The sequence below is a fragment of the Enterobacter cloacae complex sp. Mu1197 genome, assembly GCF_040059225.1.
GTDB lineage: Bacteria > Pseudomonadota > Gammaproteobacteria > Enterobacterales > Enterobacteriaceae > Enterobacter > Enterobacter quasiroggenkampii.
The window spans coordinates 1,088,773-1,111,024 of record NZ_CP157375.1 but is presented as its reverse complement, the minus strand read 5'-3'; the positions used below and the strand labels follow the sequence as shown (position 1 = coordinate 1,111,024).

Annotated in this window: 19 protein-coding genes and 1 other annotated feature; of the genes, 7 read left to right on the top strand and 12 right to left on the bottom strand. The window is 57.0% G+C overall.

The annotated features are described in order from the left end of the window. Positions 1–40: 40 nt before the first annotated feature. Together ABFV38_RS05185 and ybaK are read left to right on the top strand one after the other, a co-directional pair. Complete coding sequence (locus ABFV38_RS05185; protein WP_063621001.1) at positions 41–835, top strand: TraB/GumN family protein; 795 nt, start codon at positions 41–43, stop codon at positions 833–835. A gap of 199 nt (positions 836–1,034) precedes the next feature. Next, a complete protein-coding gene (ybaK, locus tag ABFV38_RS05180; RefSeq protein ID WP_059311188.1) occupies positions 1,035–1,514 on the top strand; it encodes a Cys-tRNA(Pro)/Cys-tRNA(Cys) deacylase YbaK in 480 nt (159 codons plus the stop codon). 90 nt (positions 1,515–1,604) lie between these two features. Here the strand turns inward: ybaK and ushA are convergent, their stop codons facing one another. Next, positions 1,605–3,257, bottom strand: a complete 1,653-nt coding sequence (ushA, locus tag ABFV38_RS05175; protein WP_235404417.1) for a bifunctional UDP-sugar hydrolase/5'-nucleotidase UshA — start codon at positions 3,255–3,257, stop codon at positions 1,605–1,607. A gap of 161 nt (positions 3,258–3,418) precedes the next feature. Between ushA and ABFV38_RS05170 the strand changes: the two genes are divergently transcribed. Continuing rightward, complete coding sequence (locus tag ABFV38_RS05170; protein ID WP_021241625.1) at positions 3,419–4,627, top strand: MFS transporter; 1,209 nt, start codon at positions 3,419–3,421, stop codon at positions 4,625–4,627. A 230-nt stretch (positions 4,628–4,857) separates the two neighbouring features. Next, the gene (ybaL, locus tag ABFV38_RS05165) at positions 4,858–6,534 is read left to right on the top strand and encodes a YbaL family putative K(+) efflux transporter (protein ID WP_045909744.1); all 1,677 of its coding nucleotides are present in this window, start codon (positions 4,858–4,860) and stop codon (positions 6,532–6,534) included. Positions 6,535–6,626: 92 nt separating this feature from the next. Here ybaL and ABFV38_RS05160 read toward each other — a convergent pair whose 3' ends face one another. The 9 genes from ABFV38_RS05160 to ABFV38_RS05120 all read right to left on the bottom strand — a co-directional run bounded on the left by ABFV38_RS05160 (position 6,627) and on the right by ABFV38_RS05120 (position 16,030). Next, a complete protein-coding gene (locus tag ABFV38_RS05160; protein ID WP_023616310.1) occupies positions 6,627–7,931 on the bottom strand; it encodes an inosine/guanosine kinase in 1,305 nt (434 codons plus the stop codon). 62 nt (positions 7,932–7,993) lie between these two features. Next, entirely contained in the window at positions 7,994–8,956 is a 963-nt protein-coding gene (gene hemH / locus ABFV38_RS05155; RefSeq protein WP_045909746.1) for a ferrochelatase, read from the bottom strand. A gap of 125 nt (positions 8,957–9,081) precedes the next feature. After that, positions 9,082–9,726 (bottom strand): adenylate kinase, encoded by a 645-nt coding sequence (gene adk, locus ABFV38_RS05150; protein WP_006809841.1) that lies wholly within the window; start codon positions 9,724–9,726, stop codon positions 9,082–9,084. Positions 9,727–9,955: 229 nt separating this feature from the next. After that, on the bottom strand, positions 9,956–11,830 hold the full coding sequence (gene htpG, locus ABFV38_RS05145; protein WP_348958696.1) for a molecular chaperone HtpG: 1,875 nt from the start codon (positions 11,828–11,830) through the stop codon (positions 9,956–9,958). 110 nt (positions 11,831–11,940) lie between these two features. Continuing rightward, on the bottom strand, positions 11,941–12,546 hold the full coding sequence (recR, locus tag ABFV38_RS05140; RefSeq protein WP_008499298.1) for a recombination mediator RecR: 606 nt from the start codon (positions 12,544–12,546) through the stop codon (positions 11,941–11,943). Further along, a complete protein-coding gene (locus ABFV38_RS05135; RefSeq protein WP_003858972.1) occupies positions 12,546–12,878 on the bottom strand; it encodes a YbaB/EbfC family nucleoid-associated protein in 333 nt (110 codons plus the stop codon). The genes recR and ABFV38_RS05135 overlap by 1 nt, the downstream gene beginning before the upstream one ends. 54 nt (positions 12,879–12,932) lie before the next feature. Further along, positions 12,933–14,861, bottom strand: a complete 1,929-nt coding sequence (dnaX, locus tag ABFV38_RS05130; protein ID WP_048030118.1) for a DNA polymerase III subunit gamma/tau — start codon at positions 14,859–14,861, stop codon at positions 12,933–12,935. Then, positions 13,539–13,603, bottom strand: a sequence feature (DnaX frameshifting element). Its footprint overlaps the gene before it by 65 nt. Positions 14,862–14,949: 88 nt before the next feature. Next, positions 14,950–15,501, bottom strand: a complete 552-nt coding sequence (gene apt / locus ABFV38_RS05125; RefSeq protein WP_000127359.1) for an adenine phosphoribosyltransferase — start codon at positions 15,499–15,501, stop codon at positions 14,950–14,952. A gap of 151 nt (positions 15,502–15,652) precedes the next feature. Continuing rightward, positions 15,653–16,030 (bottom strand): DUF454 family protein, encoded by a 378-nt coding sequence (locus tag ABFV38_RS05120; protein WP_013095896.1) that lies wholly within the window; start codon positions 16,028–16,030, stop codon positions 15,653–15,655. 50 nt (positions 16,031–16,080) lie between these two features. On the opposite strand from ABFV38_RS05120, the gene priC reads away from it, so the two are divergent. Continuing rightward, on the top strand, positions 16,081–16,608 hold the full coding sequence (gene priC, locus ABFV38_RS05115; RefSeq protein ID WP_234081281.1) for a primosomal replication protein N'': 528 nt from the start codon (positions 16,081–16,083) through the stop codon (positions 16,606–16,608). Between the two features lie 14 nt (positions 16,609–16,622). Beyond that, on the top strand, positions 16,623–16,799 hold the full coding sequence (gene rsmS, locus ABFV38_RS05110) for a pleiotropic regulatory protein RsmS (protein ID WP_048225921.1): 177 nt from the start codon (positions 16,623–16,625) through the stop codon (positions 16,797–16,799). A gap of 1 nt (position 16,800) precedes the next feature. On the opposite strand, the gene mscK is transcribed toward rsmS, so the two are convergent. After that, positions 16,801–20,148: a mechanosensitive channel MscK gene (gene mscK / locus ABFV38_RS05105; protein WP_262749314.1), complete on the bottom strand. Its 3,348-nt coding sequence runs from the start codon at positions 20,146–20,148 to the stop codon at positions 16,801–16,803. Positions 20,149–20,261: 113 nt separating this feature from the next. Continuing rightward, complete coding sequence (gene acrR, locus ABFV38_RS05100) at positions 20,262–20,915, bottom strand: multidrug efflux transporter transcriptional repressor AcrR (protein ID WP_048225918.1); 654 nt, start codon at positions 20,913–20,915, stop codon at positions 20,262–20,264. A 141-nt stretch (positions 20,916–21,056) separates the two neighbouring features. On the opposite strand from acrR, the gene acrA reads away from it, so the two are divergent. Further along, on the top strand, positions 21,057–22,250 hold the full coding sequence (gene acrA / locus ABFV38_RS05095) for a multidrug efflux RND transporter periplasmic adaptor subunit AcrA (RefSeq protein ID WP_045909753.1): 1,194 nt from the start codon (positions 21,057–21,059) through the stop codon (positions 22,248–22,250). The last annotated feature ends 2 nt before the right edge of the window (positions 22,251–22,252 follow it).

Here is a 22,252-nt window from a genome sequence, read left to right as displayed (position 1 = left end):
CGTACGCGCTAGCATGAACCTTTCCGTTTATGGAGCGCGTATGGGTCTGTTTCATCGTATAAAAACATCGTTTCGCGCCCTTTTCCCTCGCCGTTACGCCTGGCCCGGTCTGGATATTTCGCTTCCCGGCGGGCAACACCTGCACCTGGTCGGCAGCATCCATATGGGCACGCAGGATATGTCTCCCCTGCCTCCCGGCCTGATTAAACTGCTGAAACACGCCGATGCGCTGGTCGTTGAGGCGGACATTTCGGGTCAGGAGTCACCGTTTGCCGGGCTCGAGAGCGATCTCACCCTGGCGGAGCGCCTGGATGAAACCCAGCTTGCGGAACTGACGCGCGTCGCCGAGGAAACCGGCGTCTCGCTCTCCATGATTGACACCCTGCCGCTCTGGCAAATCGCGATGGTATTGCAGGCTACGCAGGCGCAGCGTCTGGGCCTGCGCGGTGATTATGGCATTGATTACCAGCTGCTGAACGTGGCAAGGGCGCGCAGTTTGCCCATCATCGAGCTGGAAGGAACGGACAGCCAGATTGCGCTCCTGCGACAGCTTCCCGACGACGGTCTGATGTTGCTGGATGATACGCTGACCCACTGGCACACCAACGCGCGCCTGCTGCAAACCATGATTGGCTGGTGGCTGGATGCGCCGCCCGCGGACGGCAGGCTGGCGTTACCGTCGACGTTCAGCGAATCGCTGTATGATGTGCTGATGAATGCGCGTAATAAAGCCTGGCGGCAGACGCTGCATGCCTTACCTGCGGGGCGTTACGTGGTGGCGGTCGGGGCGTTACATTTGTACGGAGAAGGGAACTTGCCGTCGTTGCTGAAATAAAAAAATGGCCAATATTTCTATTGGCCCGTCAAAGAGGAATTTCATCGTTTTTATTATGCCGAAGGAGACCTTCGGTTGAGCCGATTGTCGCTCAAAGTGACCATCACTGCCAACACTATTGCGCAAGATGGTGCTATTTTTTAGACAAACGTCAGGCGTATGCTGTTGGCATGATTTGTCTGTCGTAAGAAGGATAGCTATGACTCCCGCCGTTAAATTACTCGAAAAAAACAACATTTCTTTCCGGATCCACACCTACGATCACGATCCGAATGAAACCAACTTTGGTGATGAAGTGGTGCGTAAGCTGGGGCTGAACGCTGACCAGGTTTATAAAACGCTGCTGGTGGCGGTGAACGGCGATATGAAGCACCTCGCCGTCGCGGTGACGCCCGTGGCAGGACAGCTGGATCTAAAGAAGGTCGCCAAAGCGCTGGGGGCGAAGAAGGTGGATATGGCGGATCCGATGGTTGCGCAGCGCACCACGGGCTACCTGGTGGGCGGCATCAGTCCACTCGGGCAGAAAAAACGCCTGCCGACGCTGATCGATGCCCCTTCACAGGAGTTTGAGACCATCTTTATCTCCGGCGGCAAACGCGGGCTGGACATTGAGCTTGCCGCGGGCGATCTGGCGAAAATGCTGGACGCGAAGTTTGCGGATATTGCCCGCCGGGAGTAAAAAAAGCCGGGTGGCGGCTACGCCTTACCCGGCCTACATTTTGCACCCGTAGGCCCGGTAAGCGCAGCGCCACCGGGCAACACAACGGCACTACTGCCAGCTCACCTCACCTTTCGGCTCATACGCATTCACGTCAATCGGCGAATTCTGCTCGATATACTGCTTCAGCACTTCCGCGTCGATAAAGCCGGTGTTCACGTATCCCGGTTTATTATCAATATGCGGATAGCCGTCGCCACCGGTAGCGTTAAAGCTTAACGTCGCCAGACGGTAGGTTTTCGCCGGGTCAATCGGTTCGCCTTTGATCTTCAGGTCGTTAAGCTTGCCGTCTTTCGCTACGAAGCTCACGTTGGCAAACTGCGGATAGGCCCCGGAATCCGGCTTCATCTGCGCCACGGCGGTCAGGTACTCAACAACCTCCTTCCCGCTCATGTCGGCATAGACCACCACGTTACCGAACGGCTGCACCTTCAGAACGTCTTTATAGGTGATGTTTCCGCCTTCGATGGAATCACGAATGCCGCCGCCGCTCATCACGCCAAAATCAGCCCCGGTGCGCGCCATTTGCGCCGCGAGCACCAGGTGGCCCATGTTGGTCTGCACGAAGCGAACTTTACTGCGGTCCCCCTCCAGACGACCGTTCAGCGTACCGATTTTAACATCCAGCTGCGCTTTGCCTTTGTTCTGGAACGGCGTCAGCAGGGAGAGCATCTGCTGGTTTTCTGGAATCTCTGGGGTGTAAAGTACGCGCTCGCTTTTCCCGTCAGGGTAAGTGACTTTCTTCTTCAGGTTGACCGGGATGAGTTGGTAGTGGACCAGCTTCATCTCGCCGTTACGGAACTCAAAGTCTGCCCGCCCCACGTATTTGCCCCACTCGTGCGCCTGCACAATCCAGATACCGTTTTGACGGTCTGGCGCACACGGCGTGCCCGGGACGTAGTCCACCTGCTTTTTGTTCTCGGATGCCATGCACACCGGATCCTGTGAGTGACCACCCACAATCATCGCCAGCGAGCCCGCAGGCAGGCTGCGCGCCATCTCCACGTCACCGGGCGCGTTAGAGCCGTGCTCACCGTTGTCGTAGTGCCCCATGTGCGTGGTGGCGATAATCACGTCCGGCTTTTCGTTTTGCTGCAGCTCCTGAATCACCAGCTTCGCTTCGTCTGCCGGTTTGCGGAATTCGATATCGGTGAAGAACTCAGGGTTGCCAATTTTCGCCGTATCGTCGGTGGTTAAGCCGATGACCGCGATCTTCAGATCCTGACGCTTAAACAGCGCCCACGGCTTAAACAGGCGCTCGCCGGTACTTTTCTGGTAAATATTGGCGGAGAGGAACGGGAATTTGGCCCATTTTTCCTGCTGACGGAGTACGGTCAGCGGATTATCAAATTCATGGTTACCGACGGCCATCGCGTCGTAGCCAATCAGATTCATGCCGCGAAAGTCGGGTTCGGCGTCCTGCAAATCGGATTCCGGCACGCCGGTGTTGATATCGCCGCCTGAGAGCAACAGCACGCTGCCGCCCTGGGCTGCGACCTCTTTACGAATGCCGTCCACCAGCGTTTTTTGTGCCGAGAGGCCATATTCGCCGTATTCACTGCGCCAGAAATGACCGTGGTGGTCGTTGGTATGCAGAATGGTAATTTTATAGGTTTTGTCTTTTTCATACGCCTGCGCGGGCAGGCTTACCAGCCCCCACGCTGCGATGAGCGCCAGCGCGACGCCCCGCTTCATTAACTTCATCTTCTCTCTCCCTGACCAATAGACAAAGGCAGAAATTACAGTGACTAATAAGAATAGACAAATAAGTTTTCATAATTGCGACTTTCTTCAAATGTCGCAGGCAGGTATGTTAGTCGGATAATAATTACTCCCTGCACTTCTGCTAACAAAACGTGGTATTTATGGCAATCAGTGAATCAACCCAGCCCGTTCCGGGCGCGCCGGCTTCGCGCACCTCCTTTAAAGTCTTAGGGGCAATCAGTCTTTCACACCTGCTCAACGACATGATCCAGTCGTTGATTCTGGCAATTTATCCGCTACTGCAGTCCGAGTTTTCGTTAACCTTCGTGCAGATCGGGATGATCACCCTGACCTTCCAGCTGGCTTCCTCGCTGCTGCAGCCGGTGGTGGGCTACTGGACGGATAAATACCCGATGCCGTGGTCGCTGCCGATCGGCATGTGCTTTACCCTAAGCGGTCTGGTGCTGCTCGCCATGGCCGGGAGCTTTGAAGCCGTGCTGATCGCCGCCGCGCTGGTGGGTACCGGCTCGTCCGTGTTCCATCCGGAGTCCTCCCGCGTGGCGCGGATGGCGTCCGGTGGTCGCCACGGCCTGGCGCAGTCACTTTTCCAGGTGGGCGGTAACTTTGGTAGCTCTCTCGGCCCGCTGCTGGCCGCAGTCATCATTGCCCCTTACGGTAAAGGCAACGTGGCGTGGTTTGTGCTGGCTGCGCTGCTGGCGATTATTGTGCTGGCGCAGATTAGCCGCTGGTATGCCGCTCAGCATCGCGTCAATAAAGGAAAACCTAAAGCGAAGGTTATCAATCCCCTGCCGCGCAATAAGGTTATCCTGGCGGTAGCCGTCCTGCTGGTGCTGATTTTCTCGAAATACTTCTATATGGCGAGCATCAGCAGCTATTACACCTTTTATCTGATGCAAAAATTCGGATTATCGGTACAAAATGCGCAGATCCACCTGTTTGCCTTCCTGTTCGCCGTTGCGGCCGGTACGGTCATTGGCGGGCCTGTGGGGGATAAGATTGGGCGTAAATATGTCATTTGGGGCTCTATCCTCGGCGTGGCGCCCTTTACCCTCATTTTGCCGTACGCCAGCCTTGAATGGACGGGAATTTTAACCGTGATTATTGGTTTTATTCTCGCCTCCGCGTTTTCCGCCATTCTGGTCTATGCCCAGGAGCTGCTGCCTGGCCGTATCGGTATGGTTTCCGGACTGTTTTTCGGTTTTGCCTTCGGCATGGGCGGGCTGGGTGCAGCGGTGTTAGGAATGGTTGCGGATCACACCAGCATCTTCCTGGTTTATAAAATCTGCGCTTTCCTGCCACTTCTTGGGATGTTGACCATATTCCTGCCTGATAACCGCCACAAAGCGTGAATTACGGGCAGCCAAAGTGTGACGTTGGCTGCCTGACACCCTGATGCCATAAGGGTTTCTTCTTTCTCCTCTCTCTGAATTTATCAAAATGCGCTTTTTTACGCGCATATTGCTGTTTTATTCAAACTTCAACAATTATTCATAAACATAAGAGTAAAAATTGTCATAAACTATTACTCGGTTTTTTGGTTTTTCACCAAAAAGGAACACCCACAACGAAAGGAGACGGAATGCACCACGCCACACCGCTTATCACCACCATTGTTGGTGGACTTGTGCTCGCTTTTATCCTCGGCATGATTGCCAATAAACTGCGTATTTCTCCTCTTGTCGGCTATCTGCTGGCAGGTGTGCTGGCGGGACCGTTTACGCCAGGTTTCGTTGCGGATACCAAACTGGCCCCTGAACTGGCGGAATTGGGCGTGATTCTGCTGATGTTTGGCGTCGGTCTGCACTTTTCCCTGAAGGATTTGATGGCGGTAAAGTCGATTGCCATACCGGGAGCGATCGCCCAGATAGGGGTGGCGACGCTGCTTGGGATGGCGCTTTCGGCCGTGCTGGGCTGGTCGTTAATGACCGGTATCGTATTTGGGCTGTGTCTCTCAACCGCCAGTACCGTGGTGCTGCTGCGCGCGCTTGAGGAGAGACAGCTGATTGACAGCCAGCGCGGGCAGATCGCGATTGGCTGGCTGATTGTTGAAGATCTGGTCATGGTCCTGACGCTGGTGCTGCTGCCCGCCGTCGCCGGAATGATGGAAAAAGACAACGTCGGCTTCGCCTCGCTGGCGCTGGATATGAGCATCACCATCGGTAAAGTGGTGGCGTTTATCGCCATCATGATGCTGGTGGGCCGCCGTCTGGTACCATGGATCATGTCCCGCAGCGCGGCGACCGGCTCCCGCGAGCTGTTCACCCTCTCCGTGCTGGCGCTGGCGCTGGGCATCGCCTTTGGTGCCGTTGAGCTGTTTGATGTCTCCTTTGCCCTGGGCGCGTTCTTCGCCGGAATGGTGCTGAACGAATCCGAGCTGAGCCACCGTGCGGCGCACGATACGCTGCCGCTGCGCGATGCGTTTGCCGTGCTATTCTTCGTCTCCGTCGGAATGCTGTTTGACCCGCTGGTGCTGATCCAGCAGCCGCTGGCCGTGCTGGGCACGCTGGCGATCATTATTTTTGGTAAGTCGCTCGCTGCCTTCTTCCTGGTGCGAATGTTCGGTCACTCCCCGCGGACGGCGCTGACCATTGCCGCCAGCCTGGCGCAGATTGGCGAGTTCGCCTTTATTCTGGCCGGTCTGGGCATGGCCCTGAACCTGCTGCCGCAGGCCGGGCAAAACCTGGTGCTGGCGGGGGCGATCCTGTCGATTATGCTGAACCCGGTCCTGTTTGCCCTGCTGGAAAAATACCTCGACAAAACCGAAACGCTGGAAGAGCAGACGCTCGAAGAGGCCATCGAAGAAGAGAAGCAGATCCCGGTGGATATCTGCAATCACGCCCTGCTGGTCGGCTTTGGCCGCGTGGGCAGCCTGCTCGGCGAGAAGCTGATGGCGCAGGGCATTCCGCTGGTGGTGATTGAAACCTCACGCACCCGCGTCGACGAGCTACGCGAGCGCGGTATTCGCGCGGTGCTGGGCAACGCGGCGAACGAAGAGATCATGAATCTGGCGCATCTGGACTGCGCCCGCTGGCTGCTGCTCACCATACCCAACGGCTATGAAGCGGGTGAGATTGTGGCTTCCGCGCGCGCGAAGTGCCCAACGATTGAGATTATCGCCCGGGCGCACTATGACGACGAGGTAGAGTACATCACCGAGCGCGGTGCAGATAAGGTGGTGATGGGCGAGCGCGAGATTGCGAATACCATGCTGACGCTACTGGAGAAACCGCCGGTTGAAGAGGCGGTGACGGGGTAGGTTTGGTGCGGCCTGATGCCCTCACCCTGGCCCTCTCCCACGGGGAGAGGGAACAAACATTAAAAAAGGCAACTTACGTTGCCTTTTTACATTTACCGATCCCAATACGCCTCTTCGAGGCTGTCTTCCCGTTCTGGCAGGCCACGCGTTAAGCGCGGTGAGTGCTGGTTCAGCACCTGATAGCTTACGCGGTTGGCGTACTTGCACACCTGCGCCAGCGACGAATAGGTCAGCCAGCTGAACTTATGCTTGCTGGAATTCGGCACGTTGGTTTTGTGGTAGGCATTGGCGGTAATGTCGTGCAGCAGCGCGGCCAGCGCGCCGTCGCCTGCGCCATTGGTGTTCATGATCTTCTCCGGACCACCCATATATGGCGCGATGTGAGAGTAGATGCGCAGCGGGTTAATGCAATCCTTAAAACGCATGCCGCGGCTGAACTCGTACTGGTTGAACTCGGCAATCGCGCCGGGCAGCAGCGGGTGCTGGGTTTTGCGTTTGCTCTCTTCCTCCGTGAAGCCGGCCATATACAGTCCGACAGGGCCCGCGGTGCAGAGCACCAGATCCACCCAGTCCAGCGCTTTATCGGACGCCAGCAGCGGATCGCTTTCACCGGTCAGCGCTTCGGCCTCCTCTTCGTTCATCGCCAGAATCGAGACGTGCTCTTTCAGGAACGCCTGCCACCACTCTGGGTTATCGGCAATCACGAATTTGGTGCCCAGCGTCAGAACGACCGGCACGTCGTACTTCTTCGCGTACTCAATCGCCTTCATGGTCGCTTCAGGCATCGGCTCGCCCGGCTTGCAGCGCACCAGGTAGGAGGTCAGCACCAGCGCCGAGGCGCCCGCAATCACCTCTTCGGGAATGCTTTCCGCGCGCAGCTTGTTCATATGCCCAGGACTGATGGCAAAGGTCCGCTCGCCGGATTCGCCGATCAGCGTAAAGCAGCGGCCAATCGGGCCGTCGACGCCCTGAAGATAGTTCAGATCGGTACGGCTGGAGGTGTTGCACAGATAGCGGTAAGCGTAGCCGCCGATTTCAATGTTGCTGCACATCACGCCGAGCAGTACCGAACGGTCGTCGGCCAGCACGGAGTAGTTGTGCATGGTATTGCCGATGGTACCGCCGGCGAACTGATGGGTAATCAGGTTTTCGCGCACCAGCTCCTGGTACAGCGCTTCGGCAACGTCATCCTCAATCACCAGCGAGTGCCCGGCGCTCAGACCGTAACGGGCGACAAACGCATCATCCACTTTCGCCTCAATGTCCACCAGCGTCTGATCGATACCGACGACCCACGCCGCACTGGTTTCATTTTCTGGCTGGATCTGCTGCAGGAGCGGATCGCGGGCATCGACGGGGAAGTAGTGTTTGGATTTACGTTTACCGGGAAATTTCATGGTCTGAACTGTACGAAGAATATGGGCCGGGAATGGTAGCACAAACCCGGCCCGAAGTGCGATCAGCGGCTGTTCGTCACCAGTGAGACCATCATGTCGATATGCTCAGGCGAGTCGTTAAGCGCTGGAATGTACTCGTACTTTTCGCCGCCAGCCTCCAGGAAAAATTCCCGGTTTTGCACCGCGATCTCCTCCAGCGTTTCCAGACAGTCTGCCGAGAAGCCCGGCGACATCACCTGAATATGCTTCACGCCCTTCTCGCCGAGCATTTTGAGGGTTTCATCGGTGTACGGCGTCAGCCACGGCTCGCGGCCGAAGCGCGACTGGAAGGTCATCATCACCTTCTCCGGCGGCAGGCCAAGGGCGGAGACCAGCTCGCGGGTGGTATCGCGACAGCGCTGCGGGTAATCATCCCCTTCGTTAGCGAAACGCTGCGGGATCCCGTGATAGGAGAGCAGCAGCAGATCCGGCTCACCGTGCTTTTCAAACGACGCGCGCGCGCTGTTAGCAAGCGCCTTGATGTAGAGCTCGTTATCCGCGTAGTCGCGAATAAAGGTCACGCCCGGAATGCGGCGGCGGGTCGCCAGTATGCGCGCCAGCTCGTCCCAGACGGCGGCCACCGTCGAGCAGGAGTACTGCGGGTAGAGCGCCAGCACCACGATATGGTCCACGCCCTGCGCCAGCAAGGATTCTACCGCGCTTTCCAGAGAGGGTTTGCCGTAGCTCATGCCGAGCGCGACGGGCATCTCCGGCAGGCGGGCAGCCAGCGCTTTTTCCTGGCGACGGCTGTAGACCATCAGCGGCGAGCCCTCTTCCATCCATACGGACTGATAGAGTTTGGCGACGCGCGGAGAGCGAATCGGCAGAATGACGCCACGCAGCAGCGGCCACCACAGCAGTCGCGGAAAATCCACGACGCGCGTGTCGCTTAAAAATTGTCGCAGGTAGCGTTTTACCGCGTCTGATGTAGGTGCTTCTGGAGTGCCCAGATTGGCAAGCAGGATGCCGGTTTTCGCCTGACTCATTCACGCCTCTTAACCATTTGAATGGTTGTCAATTGTAGCGGAAATGCGTTTAAACGGAACCCATTGCTGCAATAGGTAAGATGAGAATATTTCTCACCCGGAGGACCCGGGTGAGAGAAGTGCAATTAGCCGAGGATTTTTTCCAGCTCTGCACGTACGTCAGCCACGGCTTTGGTGCCGTCGACTTTGGCGTATTTGGTGTTACCCGCCTGCGCTTCTTTGGTGTAGTAGCCGATCAGCGGCGCGGTCATCTGATGGTATTCCACCAGGCGCTTGCGCACGGTCTCTTCCTGATCGTCTTTACGGGTGGTCAGCTCTTCGCCAGTAACGTCGTCTTTGCCTTCAACCTTAGGCGGGTTGAATTTGATGTGGTAAACGCGGCCAGAAGCAGCGTGTACGCGACGGCCAACGATGCGGTCAACGATCAGCTCGTCCGGTACGTCGAACTCCAGAACGTAGTCCACGTTGATGCCCGCTTCTTTCATGGCGTCAGCCTGAGGAATGGTGCGTGGGAAGCCGTCCAGCAGGAAACCGTTACGGCAGTCTTCCTGAGCAATGCGCTCTTTGACCAGAGCAATTACCAGCTCGTCGGTCACCAGCTTGCCTGCGTCCATGATGTCTTTCGCCTGTTTACCCAGCTCGGAGCCAGATTTAACAGCGGCGCGCAGCATATCACCGGTGGAGATTTGCGGAATACCGTATTTCTCCATGATGAACTGAGCCTGAGTTCCTTTACCCGCGCCCGGAGCGCCAAGCAGAATAATACGCATTGCGAAAATCCCCTCAAAAGTCGTTTCAATTTTTCAAAAGCGCTAAACAATACCACCAGAACGGGCATCGCTCAAGGAAGGCAGGAAGGCTGAAACGGTTAATGGGGGGAGATAATTTGGGATAGTGCGAGAATGCCCCCTCACCCTAACCCTCTCCCCAAAGGGGAGAGGGGACGATTATACCCTCTCCCCTTTGGGGAGAGGGCCAGGGTGAGGGGCAGGTGTTTAATTACGCCAGCAGCAGCGCATTCACACGTTTAATGAAGAGGTTAGGATCTTCCAGCGTGCCGCGTTCGGCCAGCAGGGACTGATCCAGCAGGAGTTCAACCCACTCGGCAAAGCGGGCGTCGTCCTGGGTATCCGCCGCGCGTTTCACCAGCGGATGATCCGGATTAAGCTCAAAGATATATTTCACTTCCGGTACCGGCTGGCCCGCCGCCGCGAACAGCTTCGCCATCTGGGTGCTCATTTCGTCGGCATCGGTGGTGACGATGGCCGGGGTGTCGGTCAGACGGTGAGTGAAACGCACCTCTTTCACGCGGTCGCCCAGCAGGGTTTTCACGCGCTCAACGAACGGCTCCAGGGCCTTCTCGGCTTCTTTCGCGTTCTCATCCACTTCATCCGCCAGCTTGTCGATAGATTCGTCGGCTTTGGCAACGGACTGGAACGCCTTACCGTCGAACTCGGTCAGGTAGTTCATCATCCACTCGTCGATGCGGTCAGAAAGCAGCAGCACTTCGATGCCTTTCTTACGCAGCAGCTCCAGGTGCGGGCTGCTCTTCGCCGCGGCGTAGCTGTCGGCGGTGATGTAGTAGATCTTCTCCTGCCCTTCTTTCATGCGGGAGACGTACTCTTCCAGCGACACGGTCTGCGCGGAGGAGTCGGTGTGCGTAGAGGCGAAGCGCAGCAGTTTGGCGATGGTTTCAACGTTCGCGGTGTCTTCTGCCGGGCCTTCTTTCAGCACCAGGCCGAACTGTTTCCAGAAGGTCTGATATTTTTCCGCATCGTCTTTCGCCAGTTTTTCCAGCATCTGCAGCGCACGTTTGGTCAGGGCGTTGCGCAGGTTACGGGTGACGGTGCTGTCCTGCAGAATTTCACGGGAGACGTTCAGCGGCAGGTCGTTGGAATCGATCAGGCCGCGGACAAAGCGCAGGTAGTTCGGCATGAACTGCTCGGCGTCGTCCATGATGAAGACGCGCTGCACGTACAGCTTCAGGCCGTGCTTGTGATCGCGGTTCCACATGTCCCACGGCGCCTGTGCCGGGATGTACAGCAGGCTGGTGTACTCCTGCTTACCTTCCACACGGTTGTGGCTCCAGGTCAGCGGGTCGGTAAAGTCGTGGGCGATGTGCTTGTAGAATTCGTTGTACTCGTCGTCTTTAATTTCAGACTTGTTGCGTGTCCACAGCGCCTGCGCCTTGTTGATTTTCTCCCAGGAAACCACGGTTTCACCGTCTTTCTCTTCCTGTTTTTCAATCTCAACCGGCAGGGCGATGTGGTCGGAATATTTGCTGATGATGGAGCGCACGCGCCAGTCGTTCAGGAAATCATCTTCCCCTTCACGCAGGTGCAGGGTGATTTCGGTGCCGCGGTCCGCTTTGGTGATGTCATCAACGGTGTATTCGCCTTCCCCTTTGGATTCCCACAGCACGCCGTTTTCAGCGCTGTCGCCCGCCGCACGGGTGCGCACGGTGACTTTGTCCGCCACAATGAACGCCGAGTAGAAACCGACGCCGAACTGGCCGATGAGCTGGCTGTCTTTCGCCTGGTCAGATCCCATGGACTCCAGGAACGCCTTAGTGCCGGATTTCGCGATGGTCCCGAGGTGGTCGATCACCTCGTCGCGGTTCATCCCGATGCCGTTATCGGCGATAGTCAGGGTGCGGTTCTCTTTATTAAACGAGACGCGCACGCGCAGCTCGCCGTCGCCTTCGTACAGATCCGGGTTAGACAGCGCGCGGAAGCGCAGCTTGTCCGCCGCATCCGAGGCGTTGGAAATCAGCTCACGCAGGAAAATTTCTTTGTTGGAATACAGGGAATGGATCATCAGGTGCAGAAGCTGTTTTACTTCTGACTGGAAACCACGGGTTTCTTGTCCTTTCATCTATGTCGACCTCAACAATGCCATTTAATGGGGTTTTAAAACGTTGAGTGAGAGATGGGGATACGGGGGGAAATTTTCAAGCGGAGGCCGCGCGCGCAGCCTCCGTTTGGTCAGAAAATAATCTTGTGACGTCCGGCCAGAGAGTGCGACAGCGTGGTGCCGTCCACCATCTCCAGCTCGCCGCCGACCGGCACGCCGTGGGCGATGCGGCTGGCGTCAACGCCATACTGCGAGCACAGCTCGGCAATATAGTTGGCGGTTGCCTCCCCTTCCACCGTGGGGTTGGTGGCGAGGATCACCTCTTTGATCGTTTCGGATTCAAGACGCTGTTCAAGGCGGTCAAGACCGATATCGTCCGGGCCAATACCGTCCAGCGGGGAGAGATGCCCCATCAGCACGAAATAGCGGCCGGAAAACTGCCCGGTTTGTTCGATGGCGTAGATGTCCGCCGGACTCTCCACCACGCAAATCTGGCCGTTTTCCTGACGACGCGGGTTCGTGCAGATGTTACACACGTCCTGCTCGGTAAAGGTACGGCAATCCGCACAGTGACCGATTTCTGACATGGCGCGGGTTAAAGCCTGCGCCAGGCGCATCCCGCCGCTGCGGTCGCGCTGCAATAGCGTAAACGCCATGCGCTGCGCCGACTTCGGGCCAACGCCCGGCAGGCAGCGCAGTGCTTCCATTAACTGCGTGAGCAGCGGACTGGTTTGCATCAGAACGGCATCTTGAAGCCAGGCGGCAGCTGCATGCCGCTGGACACGGAGGCCATTTTCTCTTTCTGGGTTTCGTCGATACGGCGAGCGGCATCGTTAAACGCGGCTGCAACCAGATCTTCCAGCATCTCTTTGTCGTCTTCGAGCAGGCTCGGGTCGATTTCAACGCGACGGCAGTTGTGCGCACCGTTGATGGTCACCTTGACCAGACCGGCACCGGATTCACCTGTGACTTCAAGCTGAGCGATCTCTTCCTGCATCTTCTGCATTTTTTCCTGCATCTGCTGAGCCTGCTTCATCAGGCCACCCAGACCGCCTTTTCCACCAAACATAGGCTTCTCTCTTCTTTCACGTTTAAGGATTACAACCGTAAGTCAGACTCACGATCAAATGGGGCGAATACTCTCTTCATCCAGATCGGCGTCGAAGAACCGGCGCAGGGTCTGAATGTTGTTATCCGCAATAATCGCCTCGCGCGCCTGCGCGAGCTTCTCTTCATAAATGGCCTGGCGCCACTCGAGCGGCGTTTTCACAGCCGGATTATCATCTTCAATGATAGTCAATTCAACCGGTGCACCCTGTAAAGCGGCGAGCGCCTCGGCCAGCGCCTTTTGCGCGCCAGGGGAATTGAGGTGCCGCTGGCCCGGACGCAGGTGCAGACGCACCTGATTGCCGTCCTGCTCTTTCCAGGCGTTCAGCGCGACCTGCTCCACCAGCTTCGGCAGCTGGAGTTTGCTGACCTCCGCGGCCCAGGCGTCGCGCGCAATGGACTCTTCGGCAAGCTTCGCGGAAAGCTCCGGCGTTTTTTCATGCTCCAGCGCCTTTTTCAGCGCTTTCGGCGTGGCCACCTCTTCCTTCACGGTTTCGGTGATGGTGGTTGCCTTCCAGCGGTAAGCCTCTTCTTTCACCGGGGCTTTCTGCTCGAGCGCGGACGGTGCCGGACGCGACTGTACGCGCTCCGTTACCGAGGCCAGTCGTTCAAGCGCGGCGTTGTTCACCGGCCGCGCTCTTCCTGGCGCTGCCGGTTCACTCTTTTTTGGTTTGGTTACTCCCTGGGCACGCTGCAGCTGGCTGCGCGCGGCAAGCACCGAACTGGTGGCATCCGACAGCGGTACGTTCTGCTGCGGTGGCGGTGTCGGCTGCGGCGGCACCTGCTGCGGTGACATCACCGCCGTGGGCGCGACCGGCGCGAAAGACTGTCGCGGCACTTCCGGCTCCGGCAGCGGCATGCGCGGGTGGAACGCCAGCGCGCGCAGCAGCGTCATTTCAACGCCCATACGCGGATCCGGCGCAAACGGTAGCTCTTTGCGGCCAATCAGCAGCGTCTGGTAATAAAGCTGGACGTCGGCAGGCGGCACGGTGCGGGCAAGCTCACGCATCCGCTGTTCAATGGCCGCCATATCCGCACCAATCGCGGAGGGAGAAAGCTGCAGCATCGCCACGCGGTGCAGCAGGCTGAGCATCTCAACCAGCAGCCCTTCCCACTCAATACCCCGGGCAGCGGCGGCGTTCACCTGCGACATCACGCGTTCGCCGTTGGCGGCAATCATCGCTTCGATAAGCGACAGCGCCTGATCGTCATCCAGCGTGCCGAGCATGGTGCTGACCGCCTCGGTGGAGAGCTTGCCGTCACCGCTGGCAATCGCCTGGTCGGTCAGGCTTAATGCATCACGCAGGCTGCCGTCCGCCGCGCGGGCCAGCAGCTGCAGGGCGCGCGGTTCGTGGACAATCTTCTCTTCATCAAGAATATGCTCAAGCTGCGCGCGGATCTGCTCAACATCCAGCGCCTTCAGATGGAACTGCAGGCAGCGCGACAGGATCGTGACCGGCAGCTTTTGCGGATCGGTGGTCGCCAGCAGGAACTTCACGTGTGCGGGCGGCTCTTCCAGCGTTTTCAGCAGAGCGTTAAAGCTGTGGCGCGACAGCATGTGCACTTCATCGATCAGGTAGACCTTGAAGCGGCCGCGCGCCGGGGCGTACTGCACGTTGTCGAGCAGGTCGCGGGTATCTTCCACTTTGGTGCGCGAAGCGGCATCGATCTCGATCAGATCGACAAAACGCCCCTGCTCGATCTCCCGACAGTTATCACACACGCCGCACGGCGTGGCGGTGATCCCGGTTTCGCAGTTGAGACCTTTTGCCAGCAAACGGGCAATAGAGGTCTTACCGACGCCGCGGGTGCCGGAAAAAAGATAGGCGTGATGGATGCGACCTAGCGACAAGCCGTTCGCCAGGGCCGTCAGCACATGTTCCTGACCGACAACGTCAGCAAAGGTTTGTGGTCGCCATTTACGGGCTAACACCTGATAACTCATGGGCAGGCTCTGCAACGCTGGAAGGTGAATTTATGGAGGGGAATGCTATCACAACCTCACCCATTGAGCGAGGTTGTGAAAACCGGGATTAGTGACCCGGGAAAGGCACCAGGCTGTAGCTGGTAATACCCTGTTTTTCCAGGCGCTGTTCACCGCCGAGATCGAACAGGTTGATGATGAAGGCCGCGTCGGTCACTTCCCCACCCAGACGGCGGATCAGCTTCACGGTCGCTTCAATGGTGCCGCCGGTCGCCAGCAGATCGTCAACCACCAGCACTTTGTCGCCAGGCTTGATCGCGTCAACGTGGATCTCCAGCTGATCGGTGCCGTACTCCAGCTCGTAGCTTTCTGCAATGGTTTCACGCGGCAGCTTGCGCGGCTTACGCACCGGCACAAAACCTACGCCCATCGCCAGCGCAACCGGTGCGCCAAACAGGAAGCCACGGGCTTCGGTACCTACTACTTTGGTGATCCCGGCGTTTTTATAACGCTCGACCAGCAGTTCAATGCTGAGCGCGTACGCTTTCGGGTCTTCCAGCAAGCTGGTGACATCACGGAAAAGAATGCCAGGCTTTGGATAGTCCTGGATGCTTTTGATGCTGTTTTTCAGATATTCAAGCTGCTGTGCAGTTGCGGTCATCGGTTTGTGCCTAAATGAAACAGTGTTACTCACGGCGCGCAACGAGTCGGCAAAGGTAACAATTGTTTAACCTTTAACCAGGCGCGCCTGTGCTCGAAAACGGTCGAATTTACTGGCTGTACGCAATAATTGCAACAGCCATGATAAGGCTTCAGTGCTTTTGTTGCTTTTCATCAACCACGGGGATCCGCCACATGAAGATAAGCAGGCAGGTCAGGATGACCAGCAGCAGGATCCGCACCCACATCATTTTCACCAGCCATAATGAAATGGCGAAGGTGATGAGGATCACCGCGATCGCGCGCGGCTTGGCGCCGGGCGGCATGGCCCGGTGTTTTTGCCAGTGCCGCAGATAGCCGCCAAACCATGAGCGATAGAGCAGCCAGTGGTGAAAACGCGGTGACGAGCGGGCGAAGCACCAGGCCGCCAGCAGGATAAACGGCGTGGTCGGCAGCAAGGGTAAAACCACACCCAGCGTGCCAAGCACTACCGCGAGCCAGCCAATGATGATTAAAATAGTACGCTGCATAATGCGAATCGTTATCAAACTGAACGGCTACTTTACCACTGGAGAGCGCCTTGAAAACAGCACTGCTTCTTGAGAGGCTGCAAAATCAGCTGATTGCTCTGCGGGAGCAGGCCACGCCGCTGATGGGGCACGCCACGCTGAAACCGCGCTTTGACCGGCAGCTTTTTCGTACCCGCAGCACCGTTATTCAGGATTACCTGGCTGAAGCGCAGACGAACCTCGACGAACTTCGCCATGCGGTTGAGCATGAACAGCAGGAACAGGTGGCGTGGCTTGCGGCGCATCTCACCGAGCAGATCACCGCGCTGCATCGCGAAATCGCCGCCTGGCCGCTGCGCGCCTGGGACAGCGCCTCGCCGGGGCTTGGCAAATGGCAGCGCAAACGGCTGGAGAACCAGGAATTTGAACGCCGACTGTTTGAGATGAAGCGCGAACGCGAGGTGCGCCTGAACAACAGCGAAACGCTGGAAGAGCAGCAGCTATTGATGCGCGAGATTAGCGCGCTGGAAGGACGCATCGTCCGCTGCCGTCAGGCGCTGGATGACATTGAACGCGTCATAGAACGTTTGACCCGTTAACAGGAGCCACACCCATGTCACTGGAAAATGCACCCGATGAGGTCAAGCTGGCCGTCGATTTGATTATGCTGCTGGAGAATCATGAGATCCCCGCCGGGACGGTGCTTAAGGCACTGGAAATTGTACGGCGGGATTTTGAGGGGAAACTTCCCCCTCACCCTAACCCTCTCCCACGGGGAGAGGGAAAATAGATTAAGCTGGAGTCGGGTCATCACCCTTAATCTCGCGCTTCACTTCCGTATGCTCATCACCTTTCTCGTTACGCAGGTGAACCTCAAGCTGGTTGAAGGCGATATTAATATCGTTTTCACGGCACAGACGATCGATAGAGCGGTTAAGCTCATCCACCGTGTAGCTGCGGTCACGCAGTTCACGCACGTATAAACGCAGCTCGTGATCCAGCGTACTCGGCCCAAAGGTGGTGAAGAAGACCGCAGGAGCCGGATCGTGCATCACTTTCGGATGTTCAGACGCCGCCTTCAGCAGCACCTCTTTCACCTTATCCAGATCCGAACCATAGGCCACGCCCAGGCGGATCACCACGCGCGTCACCGTATCCGAGAGCGACCAGTTGATCAGACGCTCGGTCACGAACGCTTTGTTCGGGATGATCACCTCTTTGCGATCGAAGTCGGTGATGGTGGTCGCACGAATGCGGATCTTGCTGACCGTTCCCGAGAACGTGCCGATGGTGACGGTATCGCCGATACGTACCGGACGTTCAAACAGGATGATCAGGCCGGAGACAAAGTTACCGAAGATCTCCTGCAGGCCAAAACCAAGACCGACCGAGAGGGCGGCCGCCAGCCACTGCAGTTTATCCCACGAGACGCCAAGCGAACCAAAGACCGTCATCGCTCCAACAATAATGATGACGTAGTTGAGGATCGTGGTGATGGCGTAGGACGCCCCCTGGCGAAGATTCAAACGTGACAGGAGCAGCACTTCGAGCAGGCCAGGCAGGTTGCGGATCAGCGCCCAGGCGACCACCGACGACACCAGCGCAAACAGCAGGCTGCCCATGGTCACGCTTTTCATGACCGCCGCGCCGGCTTCGGTTCCGTTGTATTGCCAGAGGGTAATACTGTCGAGATAGGCGAAAACGGTAATAAGATCGGACCAGATCGCCCAGAACATCACGGCAAACAGGGCGATCATCACCAGCATGGTGATGCGCAGCGTCTGCTGGTTAACCTGCTCCAGCGCGATGGTCGGCTCTTCCTGCGGCTCCGCGCCCTCGGCCCCCTCTTTCACCTGATGTTGACGACGCGCGATGGCACGGCGATAGGCGATGCGGCGGGCAGCCACGCTCAGGCCGCGCAGCACGGTCTGATAGAGCAGGTTCCAGACGATCACCAGATAGACCGTTTCAATCCAGCGCCCGGACAGGCGCAGCGTGGTATAGAAGTAGCCCGTTGCCGTCAGCACCATCAGCGCCAGCGGAATGATCGCCAGCACGGTCACGGTGGCCAGACGGATATTGTGGGACTCTTTATCACGCCAGCTGTCACGGCACATCGGCCACATCAGGATAGCAATCAGCAGCAGGTTCAGCAGGATGACCAGCTGGCCCAGCACATCATCCATCAGATGCAGCGGGGAAAGCTCAGAGACAACCGACCAGAAGTGCAGCGGCAGCAGCGCCAGGCTGATGCGCACAATCTGACGACGCCAGTGACTGGTCAGTTGCGCAGGCATGTTGAAATGACGCACCGCCACGCCGTCTTTTTCCAGCACCTTCCAGCACAGGCCAAAAACCAGCCAGAACAGCGCCAGTTTTTTACTGAACGCCCACAGCAGATCGCTGACGTTGAGCTGCATGGTGAGCAGAATCAGGCCCACGGCCAGAATAATCAGGCACACCGGCAGGGCGCGAATGAGATCGATCAGAATCGCTTTTGGCGTATGGAGCTGGCTATCGTTACGCAGCTGCCCCACTTCGGACGCCAGCTTCGCCTGGTATTTTTTCAGCCAGCCCAGACGCCAGCGAATCAGGCCCGCGATCAGCAGCAGCGGTAGCCCCGCCAGCAAGGCAATCATCACCGCAGGCCAGGCTTTCTCCCAGTTCACGGTGATTTTCATGCTCTTGATCTGCGTTTTCAGCGTCTCAGGGAAGGATTTAATCCAGTCCCAGTCCATCGGTTTGTTGCTGTTTACCCAGAAAATCTGCTGGGTCAGGATCTCCTGCAGACTTTTCGAGACGCTCACCAGCTGCTGCTGGTTGATTTGCAGGTTAATGGCCATCATCAACTGGTTGCCCAGCTGTTTGTTGAGCTGATCCAGCAGCTCGCGACGCATATCCACGACCTGGAGCAGCGCGTCGTGCACTTCCGGGTTCACGTCGCTGGAATGACCCTCTTCAATTTTGGCGACAAAGGTATCGCTCTGGAAAAGAGCATCGCGCTGCTGGTTGACGTCAAACTGTTCCAGACGTAAATCCGCAATGCGGTTGGTCATGTCTTCCAGCTCATCGGCGGACGGAAGCGTCTGCTGCTGCTGGTAGAGAATACGCGACAGCAGGAGGCTGCCTTTCAGGACCGCGATCTGCTCTTTGATGTTGCGTTCCGCCTGCAGGGCGCGATCCAGCCAGTTCTTCACCTTGATATTTTGCTGAACCAGCGAGTTGCCATTTTCGGTCGCCAGTATCAGGCGCTGACTAAGCTGGTGGTTGGCTTCGAGCTCCTGCTTCACCAGCGGGTTGGCCTGGATGCGGGCGGTTTCGTCAGGGGATACGGCCTCCTGGGCGGTTTTTTCCGTCAGCGTCAGGCGCTTGCTGTTAACCGCTTCCTGCAGCAGCTGTAGCTGGTGCTCCAGACGATTAATGTTCGCGGTGACGTAATCGCGCTGTTTCTGCAGGGTGTCCTGCAGCACCGTATTCCCTTCCAGGCTTTTACGCTGCTGTTCAATCTGCGCATTGAGCAACGTCTGCTGCACCAGCAGCAGGGTTTGCTGCGTCGGGCGCAGCGTGCCCTCTCCTACCGTTGTGCCGTTGAGGCGGTTGCGGATCTGCTGCAGCTGCTGAGACGCGGCGTACATCGCATTTTGCACGCGCTCGGGCTGGGTCTGCAGGGAGACAAGCTGGCTGTTGTAGGTGGCGAGATCGGACTGCGCCGTTTGCAGGTCGTCGAGCAGTTGCGCCACGCGCGATTCGAGCTGGCGTAAGGAGAGCGCGGCGAGCGTTTTGCGTGTTTCGTCGTCGTTATCCACGTCGCTCAGGGCATTCAGCGATTCCGTCGCTTTGCGCATGTTTTCTGGGGCCTGCGCCACCTTCTGACGGAGCTGTGCGGTTTCAGCCTTAACGCGTTCAATTTTATCCAGCGTTTCCAGCGTTTCCGTCAGATCCTGCTGCGTCAGTTTTTCCTGAGGAGAGAGTTCTTTTTGTTTGTTCAGCGTGTCGAGCTGCGACTGAACATCCGCACGCGTGGGGATATCGTTGCTGTTGTCGGCGCGGGCCCAGGTCAGCGGCGCCGTGGCGAAGAAAAACAGCATCGCAAAGAGCAATGCAAAAACAGGATGTTGCGAGCGATTGATGGGCAGCATAGTTGTGAATGATGTCAGAAGATGACCGAAAATAGTCCGGCGTGAAGAATATCACGCTCGCCGGAAGCAGAATAGCGCGAACGTGAGCCTCTGAGATAAATCCTGGAAATGAGTCAGGCGGTTAGCGACGGCGCGTCGCTGCGCAGCGTCGGGCAGAGCTGTAGCATTTCCAGTAAAATCGCGACGTAGCTGCGGGCCTCCGCTTTAAGATCAAACGACTGTGGCGCAAACAGCCAGTTTTCCATCAGACCGGAAATGTAGCTACGCATCAGAATCGCCGCCCGGCGGGTCAACAGGTTGGCAGGCAGCAGTTTTGCCTGCATGCACTGATTCAGGTTGTATTCAATACGGTCATAGCTCTCCAGGCTGAGGCTGCGTTGTGCCTGCTGAACAATCGCCATCTCGCCCACGAACTCGCATTTATGAAAGATTATTTCCATCATTAATCTGCGACGTTCTTCAACTACCGTAGCTTCAAGGATATATACTAATATTTCTCTCAATACTGAGAGTGGATCGTCAGGGAATTTTGCCCGATACTCACTCTCGAGATCGCTAATGCTGGACTCTGAAAGCTCCCAGATTTCACTGAACAGATCTGACTTGTCTTTAAAATGCCAGTAAATCGCTCCCCGCGTCACACCGGCAGCCTGAGCAATTTGTGCCAGCGAGGTAGATGAAACACCCTGCTGCGAGAACAAACGTATTGCCACATCCAGAATGTGTTGTCGGGTTTCCAGCGCTTGTTGTTTAGTTTTTCGTGCCATAGGTGGGTGAATTTACAGGAGTCAGATTTACATACATTTGTGAATGTATGTACCATAGCATGACGATAATATAAACGCAGCAATGGGTTTTTAGACTCAGGACCCTTGATCAATTTGAAATCGGACACTCGAGGTTTACATATGAACAAAAACAGAGGGTTAACGCCTCTGGCGGTCGTTCTGATGCTCTCAGGCAGCTTAGCGCTAACAGGATGTGACGACAAACCGGCTCAACAAGGAGCTCAGCAGGCGCCAGAAGTAGGCGTTGTGACGCTCAAATCTGAACCTCTACAAATCACTACCGAATTACCCGGCCGTACAAATGCTTACCGCATTGCGGAAGTGCGTCCTCAGGTTAGCGGCATTATCCTGAAACGTAACTTCACCGAAGGCGGTGATGTAAAGGCCGGTGAGTCTCTGTATCAGATTGATCCCGCAACCTATCAGGCGTCTTATGAAAGCGCGAAAGGCGATCTGGCTAAAGCACAGGCCGCGGCTAAAATTGCTCAGCTGACGCTGAACCGCTATCAAAAACTGCTCGGTACCAAGTACATCAGTCAGCAGGATTACGATACCGCCCTGGCGGATGCCCAACAGGCTAACGCAGCCGTGGTGGCAGCCAAAGCGGCCGTCGAAACCGCGCGCATTAACCTGGCCTATACCAAAGTGACCTCGCCTATCAGCGGTCGTATTGGTAAATCTTCCGTGACGGAAGGGGCTCTGGTGCAGAACGGTCAGACCACTGCGCTGGCGACCGTGCAGCAGCTCGATCCGATCTATGTTGACGTCACGCAGTCCAGCAATGATTTCCTGCGCCTGAAACAGGAGCTGGCTAACGGCACCCTGAAACAGGAAAACGGCAAAGCCAAAGTGGAGCTGATTACCAACGACGGTATCAAGTTCCCGCAGGAAGGTACCCTGGAATTCTCTGATGTGACGGTCGACCAGACCACCGGTTCCATCACCTTACGTGCGATTTTCCCGAACCCTGACAAGAATCTGCTGCCAGGTATGTTCGTTCGCGCACGTCTGGAAGAAGGAACGAATCCAACCGCACTTCTGGTTCCACAGCAGGGTGTGACCCGCACGCCACGCGGCGATGCGAGCGCGCTGGTTGTTGGAGCAGATGACAAAGTCGAAACGCGCAATATCACCGCCACACAGGCGATTGGCGATAAATGGCTGGTGACGGAAGGTCTGAAAGATGGCGATCGCGTGATTGTTTCTGGTTTGCAAAAAGTTCGTCCTGGCGCGCAGGTTAAAGCACAGGAAGTGAAATCTGACGATAAACAACAAGCTTCGGCCGCTGGCCAGTCAGAACAAACCAAGTCTTAACT

What these genes read in the sequence shown, in the direction of transcription:
- ABFV38_RS05185 (WP_063621001.1), top strand. Translation starts at nt 41, where the DNA reads ATGGGTCTGTTTCATCGTATAAAAACATCGTTTCGCGCCCTTTTCCCT.
- ybaK (WP_059311188.1), top strand. Translation starts at nt 1,035, where the DNA reads ATGACTCCCGCCGTTAAATTACTCGAAAAAAACAACATTTCTTTCCGG.
- ushA (WP_235404417.1), bottom strand. Translation starts at nt 3,257, where the DNA reads ATGAAGTTAATGAAGCGGGGCGTCGCGCTGGCGCTCATCGCAGCGTGG.
- ABFV38_RS05170 (WP_021241625.1), top strand. Translation starts at nt 3,419, where the DNA reads ATGGCAATCAGTGAATCAACCCAGCCCGTTCCGGGCGCGCCGGCTTCG.
- ybaL (WP_045909744.1), top strand. Translation starts at nt 4,858, where the DNA reads ATGCACCACGCCACACCGCTTATCACCACCATTGTTGGTGGACTTGTG.
- ABFV38_RS05160 (WP_023616310.1), bottom strand. Translation starts at nt 7,931, where the DNA reads ATGAAATTTCCCGGTAAACGTAAATCCAAACACTACTTCCCCGTCGAT.
- hemH (WP_045909746.1), bottom strand. Translation starts at nt 8,956, where the DNA reads ATGAGTCAGGCGAAAACCGGCATCCTGCTTGCCAATCTGGGCACTCCA.
- adk (WP_006809841.1), bottom strand. Translation starts at nt 9,726, where the DNA reads ATGCGTATTATTCTGCTTGGCGCTCCGGGCGCGGGTAAAGGAACTCAG.
- htpG (WP_348958696.1), bottom strand. Translation starts at nt 11,830, where the DNA reads ATGAAAGGACAAGAAACCCGTGGTTTCCAGTCAGAAGTAAAACAGCTT.
- recR (WP_008499298.1), bottom strand. Translation starts at nt 12,546, where the DNA reads ATGCAAACCAGTCCGCTGCTCACGCAGTTAATGGAAGCACTGCGCTGC.
- ABFV38_RS05135 (WP_003858972.1), bottom strand. Translation starts at nt 12,878, where the DNA reads ATGTTTGGTGGAAAAGGCGGTCTGGGTGGCCTGATGAAGCAGGCTCAG.
- dnaX (WP_048030118.1), bottom strand. Translation starts at nt 14,861, where the DNA reads ATGAGTTATCAGGTGTTAGCCCGTAAATGGCGACCACAAACCTTTGCT.
- apt (WP_000127359.1), bottom strand. Translation starts at nt 15,501, where the DNA reads ATGACCGCAACTGCACAGCAGCTTGAATATCTGAAAAACAGCATCAAA.
- ABFV38_RS05120 (WP_013095896.1), bottom strand. Translation starts at nt 16,030, where the DNA reads ATGCAGCGTACTATTTTAATCATCATTGGCTGGCTCGCGGTAGTGCTT.
- rsmS (WP_048225921.1), top strand. Translation starts at nt 16,623, where the DNA reads ATGTCACTGGAAAATGCACCCGATGAGGTCAAGCTGGCCGTCGATTTG.
- mscK (WP_262749314.1), bottom strand. Translation starts at nt 20,148, where the DNA reads ATGCTGCCCATCAATCGCTCGCAACATCCTGTTTTTGCATTGCTCTTT.
- acrR (WP_048225918.1), bottom strand. Translation starts at nt 20,915, where the DNA reads ATGGCACGAAAAACTAAACAACAAGCGCTGGAAACCCGACAACACATT.
- acrA (WP_045909753.1), top strand. Translation starts at nt 21,057, where the DNA reads ATGAACAAAAACAGAGGGTTAACGCCTCTGGCGGTCGTTCTGATGCTC.